Annotated in this window: 14 protein-coding genes and 1 tRNA gene; 11 read left to right on the top strand and 4 right to left on the bottom strand. The window is 58.4% G+C overall.

The window, feature by feature from the left end; genetic code table 11:
- Positions 1 to 152: 152 nt before the first annotated feature.
- On the top strand, positions 153 to 6,155 hold the full coding sequence (locus tag ACO08C_RS08950) for a DUF3320 domain-containing protein (RefSeq protein WP_421785012.1): 6,003 nt from the start codon (positions 153 to 155) through the stop codon (positions 6,153 to 6,155).
- Positions 6,156 to 6,255: 100 nt separating this feature from the next.
- Here ACO08C_RS08950 and ACO08C_RS08945 read toward each other — a convergent pair whose 3' ends face one another.
- Positions 6,256 to 8,652, bottom strand: a complete 2,397-nt coding sequence (locus ACO08C_RS08945) for an AAA family ATPase (protein ID WP_421785010.1) — start codon at positions 8,650 to 8,652, stop codon at positions 6,256 to 6,258.
- A complete protein-coding gene (locus ACO08C_RS08940) occupies positions 8,630 to 8,866 on the bottom strand; it encodes a hypothetical protein (protein WP_421785008.1) in 237 nt (78 codons plus the stop codon). The genes ACO08C_RS08945 and ACO08C_RS08940 overlap by 23 nt, the downstream gene beginning before the upstream one ends.
- Positions 8,867 to 8,894: 28 nt before the next feature.
- Between ACO08C_RS08940 and ACO08C_RS08935 the strand changes: the two genes are divergently transcribed.
- The 7 genes from ACO08C_RS08935 (at position 8,895) to ACO08C_RS08905 (ending at position 14,156) form a co-directional block, all read left to right on the top strand.
- Entirely contained in the window at positions 8,895 to 9,338 is a 444-nt protein-coding gene (locus ACO08C_RS08935; RefSeq protein ID WP_421785006.1) for a GIY-YIG nuclease family protein, read from the top strand.
- A 289-nt stretch (positions 9,339 to 9,627) separates the two neighbouring features.
- Positions 9,628 to 10,713: a hypothetical protein gene (locus ACO08C_RS08930; RefSeq protein ID WP_421785004.1), complete on the top strand. Its 1,086-nt coding sequence runs from the start codon at positions 9,628 to 9,630 to the stop codon at positions 10,711 to 10,713.
- Positions 10,714 to 10,905: 192 nt separating this feature from the next.
- On the top strand, positions 10,906 to 11,715 hold the full coding sequence (locus ACO08C_RS08925; RefSeq protein WP_421785003.1) for a helix-turn-helix domain-containing protein: 810 nt from the start codon (positions 10,906 to 10,908) through the stop codon (positions 11,713 to 11,715).
- A 98-nt stretch (positions 11,716 to 11,813) separates the two neighbouring features.
- Positions 11,814 to 12,014, top strand: coding sequence for a hypothetical protein (locus tag ACO08C_RS08920; RefSeq protein WP_421785001.1), 201 nt, complete (start codon positions 11,814 to 11,816; stop codon positions 12,012 to 12,014).
- A 7-nt stretch (positions 12,015 to 12,021) separates the two neighbouring features.
- Positions 12,022 to 12,468 carry a DUF2924 domain-containing protein gene (locus ACO08C_RS08915; protein WP_421784999.1) on the top strand — a complete coding sequence of 149 codons (447 nt, stop codon included), beginning with the start codon at positions 12,022 to 12,024 and terminating at the stop codon, positions 12,466 to 12,468.
- Positions 12,465 to 13,754 (top strand): recombinase family protein, encoded by a 1,290-nt coding sequence (locus tag ACO08C_RS08910; protein WP_421784998.1) that lies wholly within the window; start codon positions 12,465 to 12,467, stop codon positions 13,752 to 13,754. The genes ACO08C_RS08915 and ACO08C_RS08910 overlap by 4 nt, the downstream gene beginning before the upstream one ends.
- 3 nt (positions 13,755 to 13,757) lie before the next feature.
- Positions 13,758 to 14,156 (top strand): hypothetical protein, encoded by a 399-nt coding sequence (locus ACO08C_RS08905; RefSeq protein ID WP_421784996.1) that lies wholly within the window; start codon positions 13,758 to 13,760, stop codon positions 14,154 to 14,156.
- Between the two features lie 298 nt (positions 14,157 to 14,454).
- Here ACO08C_RS08905 and ACO08C_RS08900 read toward each other — a convergent pair.
- Positions 14,455 to 14,544, bottom strand: a tRNA-Ser gene (locus tag ACO08C_RS08900).
- Between the two features lie 57 nt (positions 14,545 to 14,601).
- Positions 14,602 to 15,330 carry a hypothetical protein gene (locus ACO08C_RS08895; RefSeq protein WP_421784994.1) on the bottom strand — a complete coding sequence of 243 codons (729 nt, stop codon included), beginning with the start codon at positions 15,328 to 15,330 and terminating at the stop codon, positions 14,602 to 14,604.
- Between the two features lie 99 nt (positions 15,331 to 15,429).
- Here ACO08C_RS08895 and msrA point away from each other — a divergent pair, with 99 nt between their 5' ends.
- Genes msrA through ACO08C_RS08880 form a run of 3 tightly spaced genes read left to right on the top strand, consistent with a single transcriptional unit; the run spans position 15,430 to position 18,648 of the window.
- Entirely contained in the window at positions 15,430 to 16,086 is a 657-nt protein-coding gene (msrA, locus tag ACO08C_RS08890; RefSeq protein WP_421784992.1) for a peptide-methionine (S)-S-oxide reductase MsrA, read from the top strand.
- Between the two features lie 42 nt (positions 16,087 to 16,128).
- Complete coding sequence (locus ACO08C_RS08885; RefSeq protein ID WP_421784990.1) at positions 16,129 to 17,667, top strand: L,D-transpeptidase family protein; 1,539 nt, start codon at positions 16,129 to 16,131, stop codon at positions 17,665 to 17,667.
- Positions 17,668 to 18,648: a D-Ala-D-Ala carboxypeptidase family metallohydrolase gene (locus tag ACO08C_RS08880; protein WP_421784989.1), complete on the top strand. Its 981-nt coding sequence runs from the start codon at positions 17,668 to 17,670 to the stop codon at positions 18,646 to 18,648.
- The last annotated feature ends 29 nt before the right edge of the window (positions 18,649 to 18,677 follow it).

Raw genomic sequence — 18,677 nt, 5'->3', positions numbered from 1 at the left:
AGTGGTAGTTTCACGCAAGGCGGAATGAAGGCGCAGCACTACAATCGTGACGGATCGGCAAAATAAGCCCGAGCGCTCGTCCATGCGGAATTGTAAAATCCAACATCTATAGATAGCATCTGGTGCATTATCGGCACATCTGGCAGCTTATTATGGATCCTGAAAATCAAACTGGCGCCGACGAGCAAGCGCCAAAAAAAATCAAGATCCAAGCCTCCATCGCGCCGAAGGTGACCTTTGCCACGCAACAAAACGACGTGCCGCTCATCGCGGACCTAGTGATCGCGAACCCAACGGAAGAAACCCTCGAAGATCTTGTTCTTGAACTAACGACCGAGCCGGAGCTCGTTGCGCCGCGGCGCTGGACAATCGACAGGCTGCGCGCAGACAGCGATCTTCGCATTAAGGACCGCCACGTCCCTTTGCCCGGCGCGACACTTTCCGCACTGACCGAGCGGCAGCGCAACGAGGCGGTGCTGCGGCTAACCCACGGCGGTACGCTGATTGACGAGAAGCGCTTTCCTCTCGAAGCCCTCGCCCGCAATGAATGGGGCGGCGCCAACACTATGCCGGAGCTCCTCGCCGCATTCGTGGCACCGAACGATCCGGCGATCGAAGTGGTAGTCAAGCAGGCGAGCGACGTGCTGCGCCGGGCCGGGAAGAATCCCGCGATCGACGGCTATCAATCGCGAAAACGCTCTCGTGTCTACGAGATTGCCTCGGCGATCTGGTCGGCGGTGGCCGCCAAGCGGCTGACCTATTGCGAGCCGCCGGCGAGCTTCGAGCGCCAAGGCCAGAAAGTGCGCACGCCGAGCCATGTCTGGGAGAGCGGCCTTGCGACCTGCCTCGATACCACGGTCCTATTCGCCGCCGCGCTGGAGCAGGCGGGGCTCAACGGACTAGTGGCTTTCACCGAAGGCCATGCGCTGTGCGGCGTGTTTTTGCAGCCGCAAACTCTGCAGGCGGTGACCACCGACGAGGCCGCGGACTTGCGCCGGCGCATGGATCTCGACGAGCTGGTCCTGTTTGAAACCACCCTTGTCACGCAAGAGCCGCCGGCGCGCTTTAAGCAGGCGATCGACGCTGGCAAGCGCCGCGTTGCAGAAGCTGTCGAAGAGGATTTTGTCTACGCTCTCGACATCAAGCGCGCCCGCGCCCAGCAGATCACGCCGCTTTCTTCGCTGACCGCTGAAAAGATCGCAGTCCCCGGCGCGCTTTCGGATATCATCGAAGGGCTCGACCCAGCGCCGGAGCTTCCCGGCTTCGATCTCGGCGTCGACGACGCGCCGCCGCCGGACACCCCGCAATCGCGCCTCGATCAGTGGAAGCGCAGCCTTCTCGATCTTACCAAACGCAACCGACTCTTAAACCTCAAACCGTCGCGAACCGCGATCCGCATTGAATGCCCCGATCCGGGGCGTCTTGAAGACAAGCTTGCGGACGAAGAGACCATCAAGATCATTCCGCGCATGACCCTCGGCGAAGGCCGGGACGAGGCGTTACACGTTGCGCGCACCGGGGACGATCTACGTGCGAAGTTCGCCGAGGACGCTCTGGAACGCAACGAGATCGTCGCCGATCTCAACGCTAAGGATCTCGAAGCCGGCCTTGTCCAACTCTACCGCAAGGCCCGGAGCGACATTCAGGAAGGCGGCGCGAATACGCTCTATCTCGCGCTGGGATTTCTGCGCTGGAAACAATCGCCCGACGAAACCCGAAGCTATCGCGCGCCCCTGCTTCTCAAACCTGTAAAGCTTGAACGGCGCAGCGTCGCCTCCGGCGTGAAGCTGCGCACCCACGAAGATGATCCGGTCTTCAACATGACGCTCCTGGAGCTCCTACGCCAAGAGTTCGATTTGCGTATTCCGGAGCTGGAAGGCGATCTTCCCATCGATGAAAGCGGCGTCGACGTGCCGCGCATCTGGAACGCCATGCGGCGGGCGGTGCGCGAAATGGCCGGCTTTGAAGTCACCGAAGAGGTAGTGCTCTCCACCTTTTCCTTCGCGAAATATCTGATGTGGAAGGATTTGGGCGAGCGCACCGATCAGCTTAAGCAGAGCGCGCTCGTGGAGCATCTCGTTGAGCGTCCTCGCGAGCCCTATACGGCGTCGGCAAGCGTTCTGCAGTCCCACCAGCTGGACGAGGAGATTGATCCGGGCGAGCTGTTCATGCCCTTGCCTGCCGACAGCTCGCAGATTGCCGCGGTACACGCCTCGGCCGAAGGCGGCGACTTCGCGCTGGAGGGCCCGCCAGGCACCGGCAAGTCGCAGACCATCGCCAACATAATCGCCCATAATCTGGCGCTCGGGCGCCGTGTTCTTTTCGTGTCGGAAAAGATGGCTGCACTGGAGGTCGTCTACGAGCGCCTGAAGGACGCTGGCCTTAGCGATTTCTGCCTGGAGCTTCATTCCAATAAGGCGAACAAGCGTGAGGTGATCGATCAGCTCGGCAAGGCCTGGACCAACCGCACCCTGCACACCGCAGGCGAATGGTCCGAGCAGGCCCGGCAGGTCAAGACGCTCCGCGATGATCTCAACGCTCTGGTCAAAGCGCTCCATACACCGGGCGCAGCGGGCGTCACGCCGCGCGCCGCCATCGCACGCGCAGTGGCCTGGAGCGATGTTCATCGGGTGCGCCTCGGCTGGCCGGGCGGGCTGGACGAGGATCCGGTGCGCTCGAAAGAGGCTTGGACCGACCTGCTCGATCTTGCTGATCGCTTGGCGAGCGCGTTTGAAGCGGTGTCGCCCGCCGATCAAGATGCGCTTTCGCTTGTCGGGGCCGACGATTGGTCGCTCGCCTGGCAGGGCGAGATCGCCACCGACGCCGGGCGTCTGGCCGAGTGCGCGAGTGCATTTGAAACCGCGCTGCGCGATTTTGAGGACAAGTTCGACCTGCCCGCCGGGAACGCCGCACCGGTGCGCGCCTCGGCACTCGCCGATCTGGCACGCATACTACGAGCTGCATACGATTACGATCTGGGATTTGCCCTCACGCCAGAGGCCCGCAGCCACTTCGCCGCGGTCGAGCGCGGAATAGAGGAGCTGAAGGCCTATCGTCTGAATAAGAACGAGCTCAGTACTGACTATTCCGATGACGCCGCGCGCAACGCCCCGGTGGCCGAATGGTCGGCCAAGTGGTCGAAGGCGAAGGCGAGCCTCCCGGTCATTGGTGCTGTGCAGGCTTTCCTGCTTAAGGGCGCCGCAGCCAAGCAGGCCGGCCTCGCCAAGCGTCCAGATCTCGACCGTGACCTGCCCGTGCTTCAGGCGATGCAAGCGAACCTTGAAGAGCTCGACAAGGCCGAATCCGAGCTTCCCGCCAGTCTCGACTGGAAAGGACTGGATCAAGACGCCGAAGCCGCCCGCGCAAGGCTTGAATCCGGGCGCAAGCTGAACGCCGCAATGCTCGCCCTCAGCGACAGTGCAGAAGACCTCGCCGCGGTGCGCAAGGCTCTGCGGTTGCGCCTGGTGGAGGGACGCGAGCTGCTCGCTGACGACGCGCCCCTGCGACGTTGCGGCGAGATGATGATCGACGCCGAAGACCGGTTCGTCGAGGCGCGCGACGCTTTCGCTGCCCGGGCGAAGTCCGGCGCAATAGCCGGAGACACGCCGCTCGCCGGTCTCGCCGAGCAATGCCACGCCATCATCGACCTGCAGCCCAAACTACAGCGCTGGGCGCTGTTGAACCGCGCCAAGCGCGAGGCACGCGAGCACCACATCAGCGAGTTGGTCGAAGCAATTGAAACCGGCGTGATCGCATCCCCGGACGCACGTGAGGCGCTACGCACCGCCTACTATTTCTGGCTCGCCGAGCGCTTTGTCGACGCGCGCGAACCGCTAAAGCGTTTCTCGGCGCCCGATCACGAACGCAAGATCGAGCGTTTCAGAAAGCTCGATCAGGAACTGTCCGACATGGCGGCGGGCTATATCCGCGCCAGGCTCAGCGGCGACATCCCTTCTCCAGACGACGTAAAGCGCCAATCCGGCTACGGCGTGCTGCGTCACCAAATGCAGCTTAAGCGCCCGCGCATCGCGGTGCGCGAGCTGATCGCGCAAATGGGTGATGCAGTTAGCCAGCTGACGCCGTGTCTGATGATGAGCCCGCTTTCAGTCTCGCAATTTCTCTCCGCCGGCGATCAGATGTTCGATCTAGTGGTCTTCGACGAAGCCTCTCAGATCACCGTGCCGGATGCCATCGGTGCCATCGCGCGCGGACGCAATGCCATCGTCGTGGGTGATCCCAAGCAGATGCCACCCACGAACTTCTTCAACAAATCGGCCAATAGCGGCGACGGCGAGTCAGACGGCACGGACGGCGTTAGCGAGGATCTTGAAAGCATTCTCGACGAGGTGCTGGCTGCTAGCGTCAAGCACCACCGCCTCACCGGCCATTATCGCAGCCGCCACGAAAGCCTTATCGCGTTTTCGAACCACCGCTATTACGGGGGTGAACTCGTCACCTACCCTTCCTGCGAGACCCGCCAGTCGGCAGTCAGCTTTCGCCAAGTCGATGGGCTTTACATGAAAGGTAAGACCCGCACGAACCCAGAGGAGGCCAAGGCGGTAGTGGCTGAGATCGTGCGCCGCCTGCACGACCCGGAGCTCGCAAAGCTTTCCATCGGCGTCGTCGCCATGAATTCCGAGCAGCAGCGCCTGATCGAGAACCTTCTGGACGACGAACGCCGCTCCGATCCCGCGCTGGAGGAGTATTTCGGCGACACGGCCGATGAACGGATCTTCGTGAAAAACCTAGAGACGGTTCAGGGCGACGCCCGCGACGTCATCCTGCTTACCATCGGCTACGGGCCGGATACGCCCGGCGCCAAGACCATGTCGATGAATTTCGGGCCGCTGAACCGGGAAGGCGGTGAGCGTCGGCTCAACGTAGCGATCACGCGCGCGACCACCGAAGTCGTGATTTTCGCAAGCTTCAGCCCCGAGATGATCGACCTCACCCGCACGTCTGCACGGGCGCTGCGCGATCTGCGCCATTATCTTGAATTCGCCGAACGCGGGCCCGCCGCGCTTGGCGAAGCAGTCGTTTCCATCGGCGGGCTCGACGATTATGATTCCGATTTTGAACGCCGCGTCGCGGAGCGCCTGCGCGCGCGCGGCTGGGACGTGCGCACGCAGATTGGCGTATCGAAATTCCGCGTTGATCTGGGCGTCGTCCATCCCGACCGGCCGGGCGTTTTCCTCGCCGGGATCGAATGCGACGGCGCGACCTATCACAGCTCGCCCACCGCGCGGGACCGCGACCGGGTGCGCCAGGCCATTCTAGAGAATCTCGGCTGGACGCTCGTGCGCATCTGGTCGACGGATTTTTTCATTGATCCGAACGGCACGCTGGAGACCGTCTGCGAACGCCTTGAAGCGATCTTGGACGCCGAACGCGCTGCGCAGGCTGAAGATGCCGGAGAAGTCTCAAAAGAGAGGCCCGCAACCGAGGAGGACGCAATGGTTGTCGGCGTCTCCGTGCCGCAGACGCCGCCGGCGGACACCACAAAGTCCGAGCCTGACAGCACGTACGCATCCGCGGCCGATACGAACGGAAAGCCCCCCGCCGCCAACGAGGTCGAGTACGATGAGCCCGAACCGGCGCGCGTCGCCTCCTCGACGGAGCTCGATCAGCCCGCGCTCATGAACCTGCCGCCGGCAGAGACGGCGTCCGCAGACATTCCCACCGACCCGGCGCGCTTCTACGAGCCGGGTTATCAGATGACGCTGCGCCGCTTCGCCGCCGCAATCATCGACGAAGCCGGCCCAATCACTTTCAAGCACTTGAGCGAGATCGTCGCGCGCCGGCATGGCTTCCAGCGCACAGGGAGCCAGATCAAGTCCCAGCTCTGGGATTCAGTGAAGAGCGCGCGGACGCATTCCAAAGAACAAAATGGCCAAACCGTGTTTTGGCCAGAGGGTGCAGAGCCCACCGACATAACCGCCTTTCGTGGTCTCGCCCCCGGAGGCCATGAGCGCAGTTGGCGCGACATTCCGCATTCAGAATTGCTCGGTCTCGCTGTGAAAGCGCTCGCAAAGGGCGGTGATCCGGTCGAGACGATGGCGGTCGAACTTGGGCTGAAACGCATTGCCGCAGGTACACGAAAGATACTTAGAGAGGCGATCGATCATGTCGATCGTCACGTGTTCCGCGACAACTAACCGAAAATTGGCGAGTACACGCTAGGTAAGAATTACACGAATCGTATCATGGGATAGACCGCAACGAGCAAATGAATTTGGTTTCAGGAAACTCCCGCACCTAGGTTTTCCAAGGAATTTTAGTTTTCCCACACCTACACGAAATTGCTTTCTCACCGGGCACACTGACTGCGGCGCGAATATGGCGGTCACAATGTTCGCAGACAAACAAGGCGACCAGTTTCTCGATATCTTCGAGCATCACATCGATGTCCTCGCCGACGATGCTATCGGCATTGTCGTGAGAGACCAGGTTGGCGATGAGAGTCGAGCCTGCCAGCTCAGAGAAAATTTTCGTGTCCAGTAGATCGGGCGATTTGGCTTTAAGAGTTGATCTTAACGCATTGATCAGCTCATCTGACATTCGCTTTTCGTTAATGTCGTTGAAACGGAAGGCGACTTTAACCTCAAGAGCCTGACAGATACCTTTAAGGACAAGTTCCAGCAATTTACGCAAATCATTTGTAACGTCTTCTTTGCCCTTCTTCTCTTCGATGATTTGTTTGAGGGTCGAGGGACTGTTTTCGAGCAAAATGCCGTTAGCGTCGTCAGACCTAATCTCGTGAAAGACCCAACCTTGTTCCGCCATCTCCTTCTTGATGATGTCGAACCAGATATTCTCATGTGTGAGGATTATGATTTGCCAGTTTGAGAACTCATCGCGCAAAAGGCGCAGAAGTCTACGTCGATGCGAAATATCGAAGCTTGTGACGATATCATCCAGCACAAGGAAATTGGCGTGCGTGTTGAAAATGCGAGCGTTTGCGAGAAACAGCACCACGCCGAGGCTGTTCAGGTGACTTTCGCTCAAGAATTTGCGCGGTGGCTGGGTTGGCTTGCCGTGAAATGTGTATTGAAACTCTACACCTTCATCGCCGACCATTGTCAGGCGAACGTTATCCACGCTCTCCTTCGGATGCAGCGCTTTGTAGAATTTTCCCACATCGTCGCTGATAGTATCGAGGACTGCTTGCAGGGCCGCGTTTTGAACTTTGATGAAAGCGTCCAGCATCGAAGAGAGCGTGATTATTTGGACTTCGTAAGCCTTCCCGATGCTCTGATATCTTTCAAGTTCGTTTACCTGATCGCTCACGGCTGTGAGCCTTGTCAGCGCGGCCGCCACTTTCTTCTCTAATTCTGTAAGCTTCAGCTTCTGCGCAGCTTCATTTGCTTTTTTTGCGGCCTTTTCAGTTTCGGTGCGTAATGTCTTCAAATCGGCATCGAATCCGCCAGGCCCCTCGAAGTGCTTCTTACCATCAAATGCAGACTTCAGATCTTTCAGATAGTCACGCAGCTTGGGACGCGCAGACTTGGCAGCCGCTATCAGCGATGAAAAGTTTTCCAGATCAGAATACGTCTCTTGGATGGTTTTCGTCTTGATACCCGCATTAGTGACGGTCTCGGCAAGCACATCCTTGAGCGTGCCCGCTTCATCGAGCTGCTCTTGTAGAGCCTTAAGCGCTTCAAGGCGCTTGCCAACCTCTGCCTGGAGTTGCGCAAGCTCGAAGGGCTCCAAGCAAAATGGACACTGCGGGTCTGTAAAAACCTTGTCGTCCAAGACAGCTTTGCCGCGTGTCAGAAAATCACTAAGCCGAAGCTTGTTGACGCTCTCACCTTCCTTAACGAGAGCATTATATTTCACGATGAATGCTGCGGCATCCTGCGAAAGTTGGTCGATGTCGCGGACAAGATCGCTGCAAGCTTTCTCAAGATGCGCGAGCCTCTCGGCCAAACGTATATTATCTTCACTGCTGCCCTGACCCCGTAGTTCGTCCAGAGCTTCGGCAAAAGATTGTTCATCTGTCACCTCTACCGCAAGGTCAAATGGCTCCATGATATTTGAGGCCACGACGCGGAATTCTTTTCTGTTAGGAACAACCTGCCCTACTTCAGCAATCATAGCGGATTGAAGACGCTGAATATGCTGCTTTGCAGAGGTGTATTCCGGCTCTTTATCAAGCGAATTTCTTGCTTGAAGAAGAGCGTCCCTGAATTTTGTTATTTCGCCATAACCGATAATTTCAGCGATTGTTTTGCGTTTAACGCTCTTCGTCTCATCTAGAAAATTCACTATATCGGCGTGCCTCAGGATGATTCTGTCGTCCTTTAAGGCGCTGACGAGTTTTTCTGCATCGTCTTTGGCGTAATTTGCGGAGGTTTTTAGCGCCTCTGAGAGCTCCTTGACTCCGTGCAAATCTTTGCCAGCAAACTCCAACTCGACGCAACTGGGCTTCCCGTCGGCCAGTACGTTGCGTAGCGCATCAAGTTTGCAATCCTCCCGCCACAGGTGATTCACGCGATCATAAATGAACCACTCAAGAGCGTCTGTAATTGTGCTTTTTCCTGAAGCGTTATCACCAAATATGGCAACGCTCTTAGGCTTCTTTGAAAAGTCTAGGGAAAGATCGAAACGTGCCCCGCGGAATCGCGAGACATTAATCTTGCGAACTTTTGTCATCACCCTCGCCCTCGAAATTCGCAACCTGAGCCTTCAGCAATTCCTTGCGAATCTCCTCCAACTTACGCAGCAATTTGATCTTGCTAAGATCGTCGTGCTTTCGAAGAGTGTTGACAGCCGCAACGGTGTCCGCGTCCAGTATTCCATCTGCCGCCTGGGTCTCCAAAAACTCGGATATGACCTCGGAAACGGTTTTGATGTGATTAAGAGCCATAGGCCATCCTATTGATTAGAATGGATAAATGAAAATCCTATTCACACACTCATACAACCTAAGCGAACAGGAAATCAAGTTCGTTCGAGGTGTGGTCGGCATTTACTTCATCTTCTTAACAGAAAGCGAGATCGCGTATCCCCTCGGGAGTTCGAAGCTCATTTACATCGGCATGAGCGACTCGAAGCAAAATAGCATATTCAAACGGCTTGGCGGCCATTTGTCTGGTCAATCTGGCAACATGGGGATTAGCAATTACGCAATGGCACAAAGAGTGAAATTCTCTTTCTACTCTGCCGAAGTTCTGAGCAACTACGGAAATGAAAATCTATTCGATATCGAGAGTTTCTTTTTGAGCGATTTCCTCAATCGCTATGGATGTTATCCTATTTGCAATGGCCAGTCAGGCCATAAACCGTCAGAAGAATCGCACCTTATTACAGCGACCGTGGACTGGTCTTTTTTCGAATAAACCAATCCATATGCCTTAAGATAGAGGTGGGTGAACCGTTCGCTTAACTAGACCTTGAGGCGTTTTGAAAACAGTGGAAAGCGCCACGTCAGCACGTCGTGGCAGATGGTTAGGCGTAGATAAGTTGAAACAACAGCAGGGGTTTTTGTTTAGAGCGCCGGTTCGACCGGAAACAAACGGTTGGCAGGCTCCGTTTGGCGGCATAGATCCAAGAATAGTGATCGCTTTCCATGGCCTCTAGACTCGTTCGCCCATGCATCATCCACCACACTCTCTCGAAATGCGTCGTTTGGCCCGCAAATTCCTTAACCAACAGACGCGCGTCACCTTCAAGTACGCGGATCACCCAGATATCAACGCCGTACTCGAATCCGGCGAGAGCGCTGTTCACATTCGTAAAGCCAAAATTCGCCGGCAGATCGAACCAAACGAGTCGCTCCGTGAGATCGCACAAAAATTTGAGAAACAAACAAGTTTTAAGTTCGAGCCGTTCTGGAACGAATTTGTCGATGAATGTTCTGAATACAGGGCTAGGTACGATCTGACATTCGGCGACGGCGGCCTGAAAGACCTTCGGAAGAAGTACAAGAAAGCCATCGATGATTTCGACGACTTTGTATCCAGTTTGGCGGAGGCTGTTGGCAGCAAGGCGCCGCGTGGCGTGAACCTCTTTGCACCGACAATCTGGCAGGAAGCGTGCAGGCATTTTCTTGCCTGGCAAGCGTCCGCTCACATTGCGGACGACATTCCAAGCTTCGAAGATCACGTTTATCTACCCCATTACGGTGGCAATACCGGGCCCAGAACAGCGCGGCAAAACACGCTCGATGGTTCGCTATCGGCAATCCGCGCCTCGATCGTAGCTGCCGAGAATACGGTCAGCGCAAACCTGCCAGAAGGGCACCATAAGGAATTCTGGAAAGACCATCACGTTGAGCAAGCGCTGTTGTACTGGCTCTATGAAAACCACCGCGAAGGCATAGACTTCGATACGTTCATGCCGAGCGGGTGGAATTATGGGCGCACCTTCTTGATCGAAATGATCAGGAGCGTTTGGGGTGAAAAGAGTCTCGCAGTCACGACGGCTGAGAAACGCCTCTCAACAGCCCTGAAAGCGATCCGTGCAAGGCTCGAGGATATCAGATCCAGTCGATTGGAAGCCACAATTTCCTACCAAATAGCCTCCGAACTCTCCGAGGGAGATTGCCGGAATCTGGCAATCTGTTTCGAGCTCGGCCAACAGATCAGCCAGCGATGGAACCAAGAGCTTCCGGATTTCGCGAGACCTAGAGGATATGACGCTGACGCCCAGATTCTCGCTGAGTATGGACAAGACCACTGGCCTATGTCGTTGGATCATAGATCTAAATCTTGAGCGTCAACCGGTGTCCGACAAAATCAATCGCTGAAATTTCCGCCTTCAATGGTTGGATTTGGCGTTTGCGCCTGTCTCTGCCCTGCTTCATTTGAGTTGATCGTTACGTCAGGCAATCGGCGTCGATCGAAATCTGCGCAGCTTGCCATGACGTCCTCAACAATCGCCCGAGACAGGCAATGAGGAGGTGTCATGCCAGTAGAGAAACGCCGGTCATTCTTTGATATCCGCGATGCGAGGTCGATCAGATCTCCCTACAAATGTGTGTTGCTGACAATCGCCATGCGTGTCGATGCAAGAAAAGGATACGCATATCCTGGAATCCGCCGCATCGCTTTCGAGAGCGGCTACTCCGTCAGCACGGTTAAAAGATCGATCAACCACCTGAAAAGCGTTGGATTGCTCCGAGTTGCCACCACGAGCGGAACCAGCAGCAAGTATTATATCCAGTGGAGCAGGCTGGACCGTCTGGAGGCTAGGTGGCCGGCAAAACACGGGGGCCATTCTGATCCCTCGCCGGATGAAAATGACGGCGAAGGAACCGGGGGAGGGTCAGACAGGCACGAAACCGAGACCGCTGCGCCCCCTAATGAATCTAGAAATACTAATAAACACCATGGTCACGAGGCGGCTTTGCGAGAGCTCGAAAGGCTAAACCGTGAGCATGGTATCGATGCCGAAATGGCCTTCGCGGAGGTGCTTCGAGAAAAAGGCTATCGTGAAATGGCCGATCTTCTTGCAAGTGGCGGCGAACCTGGATTCCGCCTGTTCCATGACCCGAAGGAATGCCCAAAAGCTGGTTATCATGGCTTTTTTTTGGTCTGGTATTTGGACTATATCGGGAAGTCCCGAACCTTGTTTTCTGCCTGCAAGACCTTGGGCTTCGACAAGGACAGGATGAAGTCTGCAATCGGTCTGCAGCGCTACCGGGAGCGAGATGAGAGCAAATTGATAGTTCCGGTTCCGCTTTCCGTCCTTCGGGAGGCAATGCACTCGCAATGACCCAATCCAAAAATAAGCTATCCACGGGTCCTTCCCCGCGTAATTCAGTATACGGGGCGGCGAAGCGCTTAAATTCGCCAGACACACAGGATTCCAAAATGGTTGACGTTGACGTTGACAAGTTGACGTCACCTTTGACCGGGACCAATCCGCTTGCCGTCGATCAGCTCTCGGCCGCCGAACGGATCGGCGAGATTGGCCAGCTCCTGGCGGTCGGGGCCGCCAGGGCATTACACCCACAGACGCGTGACAATTCGACTGGACATTCCAGCGACGTCGAGCGGTCGTGTTCACGGTGAATGACCCATGGAAACGACATCTCGAACCCCGATCACGAAACTTGGCGACCTCTCCTTCGCGGAGTTGAAGGATCGCTGGCAGAGCCTGTTTGAAGTCCCGCCGCCTGTCTTCAACCGGCGCTCGCTTGAGGCGCGTCTCGCCTATCGACTTCAGGAGTTGGAGCACGGCGGCCTAAGGCCCCGATCGCGGAAACGTCTCTTGGCCTTGGCGGAGGAGATGGATGGAGGCGACTACGCCAAGCGGCGCAAGCGAGCAGATAACAAACCCATTGCCGGCACCCGCCTGGTCCGCGAATGGAAGGGCGTCGAATATCACGTGACGGTCCGTCGCGACGGCTATGAGTTCAACACCAAGCACTACAAATCACTGTCGGCGATCGCTTATGCGATCACCGGCGCGCGCTGGAATGGCTGGAGCTTTTTCGGGCTTTCGGACTCCCGGGGGCGGCGATGAATTTCGCATCGCAATCGACCGGCCCGAAACGCTGCGCGGTCTACACGCGCAAATCCCGGGAAGAGGGGCTTGATCAGGAGTTCAACAGCCTCGATGCGCAAGCTGAAGCCTGCCGCAACTTTATTGCCAGTCAGCGCCACGAAGGTTGGGTCGCGATCGACGAGGAGTTCCGGGATCCGGGTTGTTCCGCCGGCACGCTCGATCGCCCCGCTATCCAGCGTCTGATCAAGCTCGTCGAGCGCGACGAAGTCGACATCATCGTCGTCTACAAGATCGACCGTCTCAGCCGTTCGATCATGGACTTTGCGTATCTGATCGAACTCTTCCGAGCACATGATGTCAGCTTCGTTGCCGTAACGCAGTCAATCAACACCAGCGATGCGATGGGCAAGCTCTTGCTCAACGTGCTGATGTCTTTTGCCCAGTTCGAACGCGAGAACACCGCCGAGCGCATCCGCGACAAGATCGACGCCTCAAAACGGCGCGGCATGTGGATGGGCGGACCTTTGCCCTTTGGATACATCAGCCGCGACAAGCAGCTGGTGCAAAAGCCGGCGGAAGCCCGGATTGTGCAGCACCTCTTCAAGCGTTTTATAGAACTCGGTTCGGTCCAACGCTTATCAGAAGAGACACGGGCATCGTCATCGATGCCTGACTTCGCGAAAAGCCGGCTCTACAAGATGTTCTCCAACCCTATCTATATCGGGAAGATTCGCCACAAGGGTGAGGTCTATGACGGGCGCCACAAGGCCATCATCGACGAGATCACCTGGGCGAAAATTCAGGCCATCCTGAAGACCGACAATCGGCAAAGGGCTGCGCGGACTCGCGCGCAAACCCCGGCCCTGCTGAAGGGGATCCTCTTCGGACCCGATGGCGCGCCGATGTCTCCCAGCCATACGAACAAGGGGAAGAGGCGGTACCGTTATTACGTAAGCCAAACCGTCCTGGCGAACGGTGCCGGCGCCTGTCCGATCGGGCGCATCAGCGCGACCGAGATCGAAAGCCTTGTGATCGAGCGCATCAAGGGGCTCCTACACGAACCGGAGATCCTTTTCAGCGCATGCCGTGCGTCGAAAGTGATTGGGCTTTCAGTCAGCGAAGATGAACTCGCAGATCTAATCCATGAACTGACGCCAATCTGGGAGAATTTGTTTCCGGAGGAACAGGCCCGCCTGGTCAATCTCCTCGTCGAAAAGGTCGTCGTCCATCTCGAGTATGTCGAGATCACTCTACGCCTTGACGGTCTGCAGCGTCTGGCTGGCGAAGCACGCGAGGCCGCCTGATCCATGGAACGCCAGGCCCGGATAGAAAGCGAGCGCATCGGTAACCGGCTCATCCTCCGGGTGCCGGTCAGTTTTCGCAAGCACAGGGGCCGCAAGGAGATTCATGCAGCTGGCGCTGGTCCGGAATTCGCCAAGCCGGACCACGCTCTCCTCAAAGCGATCGCACGCGCTCATCGATGGCGAGACATGCTCGACAGCGGCAAGTTTAAAACCGTCCGGCATCTGGCCCGCGCCGAGCGTATCTCCGAGACCTATCTCGCTCGCGTCGTTCGAATGACGCTCCTGTCGCCAAAGCTCGTTGAAGCCGTCCTGGCAGGCAAACCGCCAGCCGGGCTGTCGCTCAAGACCGCGCTGGAGCCCTTTCCTCTGGACTGGTCAGAACAGGACAACTGGTTCGCCTGAACCTCTCGAGTTCGAGCCAAGTGTCCGATCCACCCAATGGATCATCTAAAACTGCCGCCGCTAGACCGGCGAAGTCTCAACCCGAAAAATCGTTTGAAATCTGTGCCCTGAACAGCCTATTGCCGACTGCCGTACGAAATTCTCAGAGTCTTCAGGTTTTGAGAAAAACGGGCATTTTTGGCCAGAACCCCGGCAACTCGTATGACTGGCGAGTCTTAAGGTTCCGGCCAATTATCCCGCATGGCTTGGGATCCCGGCGCTCGGGAATTAGGTTTTGAGACTGGTTCGATGAGTGCAGTGGCGGAGAGAGAGGGATTCGAACCCTCGAGACGGTTGCCCGCCTACACGCGTTCCAGGCGTGCGCCTTCGACCACTCGGCCACCTCTCCGCACTGGAAGGCGCGCAAAATAGCCAAGCCACCCTTCGGGTCAAGCACAGCGGGCGGTTAGAAGCGCCGGTAGATTTGCACCCGCAGCGGCGTATCGTCGGCCGCGCGCGTCAACGCCCATTGCGACGTCGCATGCCAGCGCCAGCGCGCATTGAAATCGCCGAACAAGGCGGGTCCGGCGGAATGGCGCTGCGCATCGAAGCTGGGCAATCCGTCGGCCAGATTTCCAAAACGGCCGAACGTCTCGATCCCGGCATTCAGGCGCTCACCGAAACGTCGCGACAGGCGGGCGCGATGGCGCAGGCGGACACCCGAGCCCGCACCAGCCCCAACCTCATGATCCGCGAGCAGGATGGCGCGCAACCGCCAATCCTCCGAAAAATCCCACTGCTGAACCCAGTTCGCCGCAAACCGGTGAGCGCCCTGTGCATTCAGCCGCGCGTCGAACCGAAACGCCGCTTGATAACCGGACGGGGTTTGTTCGCGATACTGCCAGAGCAATTCGGCGCGTGCGAAATCGGCATCCCAGCTTTCACCCGATTCGGCCACGGCTTGCACAACACCGCGCAATCGCAAGGCATCGTTGAAAGCGTGCTGATAGTGCAGCCGCGTCGCCCGCGTCCAACCTCCGTCACTGCCGATAACCGCAAGGACCCGCCATTCGGCGGTGCGGTCGCCCGCCCGGACCGTCGGGCCGAATACATTCCCGCCCTGGGCGTGAGCGGCAGCAGGGACGCTGACCATGCCGGCCAGCCAAAAGCAGCATGTGAGCAGGGAGCGCAGCATGGTCTGAACAAACTCCCGAAGACGTGACCACGTCGCCTCTGGCCTAGCGGCGGCGCGATCTTATCTATAGCGTCCAACACCGGATTAAAGGAGGCCGTCATGGCCTGGTTCGACAAACGCTGGAAAACTCAACCCATCCCGGCCGAGCAAGCCTTGCCGGGACGCGAAACCGCCATTCTGTTACCCAGGCCGCACTATGTGACCGGCGCCTCGCTCACCGAAGTCAAACCGGGCGAGGAGGTGATCTTCTTCGCCATGGGCTGTTTCTGGGGTGCGGAACGGATTTTCTGGGAAACCGAAGGGGTCGTTTCGACAGCCGTCGGTTATGCCGGCGGCTACACGGCGAATGCGACCTATCAGGAAGTCTGCACCGGCGCGACCGGCCATACGGAGACGGTACGCATTGTCTACGACCCGTCCACGGTCAGCCTCGAAACGCTGCTGAAACTGTTCTGGGAAAGCCATGACCCGACACAGGGCATGCGCCAGGGCAATGATGTCGGCACGCAATACCGTTCCGCGGTCTACTGGACCAACGATGCCCAGAAGCGGACCGTACTCGACAGCGCGAAAGCCTACGCCAAGGCCCTCGACAAGGCCGGTCGCGGTGACGTGACAACGGAACTCGCCGAAGCCGGGCCTTTCTATTACGCCGAGGATGATCACCAACAATATCTGGCGAAGAATCCAGACGGATATTGCGGCATCGGCGGCACCGGCGTCGTGTGTCCAATTGCCCCTGCCGTTGCGGGATAAATCACGCTAGCCTTCTCCCGCCCAACGGACCGGGAGCGTTTCATGCTGCGAACAAGACTTTATGCCCTTGGCTGGTTGCTGCTGGCAGGGGCGGCCCACGGCCTGACCGCCGAGTGCCGCGCCTGCGAAACCTCGGGCCGGTTCTACCAGGAACGGGACCAGGCACTGGCTTGGACCGGGCCAGCCAATGCTCAGCTGCTCGGCGACCTCCTCCTGGCGGTTCGTGGCGCTGCCAGTCACGGCCTCGATCCGAAAGATTATCATCTCGAAGCGCTGGAGGCCGCCGATCCGCAGGTCGGCGACCGCGAAATCGACGAACTGGCCACCGATGCCTATCTGACGCTCGCAGCGCATTTGCTGGCCGGGCGGCTCGATCCCGTCAGCATCGAACCGAACTGGACCGCGGCGCGTCGGGGCCGCGATCTTTCCGCCTATCTGCAGTCGGCGCTGGCCCAAAATGGTATCGCCGACAGTCTGGAAGCACTGGCACCGCGCCAGCCCGGTTATCAGGCATTGCGCGATGCGCTGGCACAATACCGGACCATCGCCGCGGAGGGCGGTTGGCCCACGATTGACGATGGCGATCTGATACGGCCGGGCGACAGCGGTCCGCGGATTGCCCAGCTGCGCGCCCGCCTTGCCGCGACCGGCCATATTGCAGCCGAGAGCGAAAATCCCGAGCTTTACGACGACGCTTTGGTGGATGCAGTGCGCGGATTTCAGGACCGTGGCAGTCTCGATTCTGACGGCGTCATCGGCACCGCAACCCTGCGGCAGCTGAACATGTCGGCCGAAGAGCGCGTCCGGCAGATCGAGATCAATCTGGAACGTTGGCGCTGGTTACCCGAGGATATGGGCCGGCGTCATATCCTCGTGAACATCGCCGATTACCGTCTCGAAGCCTGGAATGACGGCCGTATGGAACGGACCCATGATGTCGTCGTCGGCCAGTTATTCCGCCGGACCCCGGTCTTCTCCGGAAGCATGACCTATTTCGTCCTCAACCCGTGGTGGGAAACACCGCATAGCCTGGCGATTCGTGACAAGCTGCCGGCCTTCCGGCGTGATCCGTCTTCCGTCCAGCGGCTCGGCTTCCAGATCATCGACCGGTCCGGCAATCTCGTCGATCCTGACACGATCGACTGGACCCAGGTCGAGGCATCGAATTTTCCCTATCGCCTGCGCCAGGCGCCCGGCCCTCTCAATGCCCTGGGCGAAGTGAAATTCATCTTCCCGAACCGGCACAATGTCTATCTTCACGATACCCCGACACGCGGCCTTTTCGCCCAACGCCGGCGCAACTTCTCGTCCGGCTGCATCCGCGTTCGCGATCCGCTGGCGCTGGCCGCTTGGGTCGCCGCCGAAACGCCCGCCTGGCCATCCGAGCGCATCGAAAGTGTTGCCGCGGGCAATACCGAAACCCGCGTTTCCCTCGCGCAGGGGATACCGGTGCATGTCCTCTATGCGACGGTCGTGCCCGACGAATCGACTGGTGTCAGATTCCTGAATGATATATATGGTCGTGATCAGGCGGTCAGGGATGCGATGGATGCACCCCCGCCGCCTCTGGAGATACAATAGGTGTTCAGACATTTCTGCCGGGCGCTCTTGCCCGCCAGCCTGCTGATGGGCGTCGGCCAGCCGGCCCTCGGCCACAGCGACATGACCGAACCTGCACCGTCCACGGTCGGGCGCAGCCTGTCCCACGCATTCGATCCGGGCACGGCCGGATTCACCGTGACCGCGCGGGGCGAACTGGACATCAATTATCGTGTCTTCACGCTCTTTGCGCAGCCAGGCGAAACCATCCCGCTGTCATCGAGTCGTGAGCTGCGTTGGGCCATGCCGACCGGCGAAACCGTCACCGGCCGCAGCCTGCGATGGACCGCACCGGAGACCCCCGGCCTGCAAACCGCCATCATCACCACAGGTGACGGGCAGATCATGGAGCTCAACATCCTGGTCATGCACGAAGCGGCCAACGGGCGCGTGGGCGATTACCGGCTTGGCGAATATCCGGGCCAGGCCTATCGCGGCAATCCGGTCTACAATGCGCCCACGCATTTTGCCGAAGTCCCGGAAAACCTGCGAAACCTTCGGATTTCCCCCCATTTCACGCTCGGCCAGTTCCTGTGCAAACAGGAAACCGAAGGCAATCCCTATCTGATCGTCAGCGAACGCTTGCTGGCCAAACTCGAAATCATCCTCGCTGCGGTCAACGCCCACGGATGGCGCACCGACACCTTCTTCGTCATGTCCGGCTATCGGACACCCGCCTATAACGCGGCGATCGGCAATGGCCGCTATTCCCGTCATATCTATGGCGGTGCGGCGGATATCTTCATCGACACCGACGGGGATGGCCGCATGGACGATCTGAATAGCGATGGCCTCGTCACGCGTGAGGATGCCGCGGCGCTATATGATGTCATCGAGTCCATGTGGGAAGATGACGAGTTCGGCGATCTTGTCGGCGGCTTGGGCGAGTACGGGCCCAATACGGTTCGCGGCCCCTTCGTGCATGTCGATGAACGCGGCTGGCGGGCCCGCTGGGGCCGCTAACGCAGCGCTGTTCCGACTGCGCCATTGCC

This window comes from Hyphobacterium sp., assembly GCF_965229905.1.
Classification (GTDB): Bacteria; Pseudomonadota; Alphaproteobacteria; order Caulobacterales; family Maricaulaceae; genus Hyphobacterium.
Note: the sequence above shows the minus strand (reverse complement) of the source record. Positions and strands in the feature narration are given on the sequence as shown.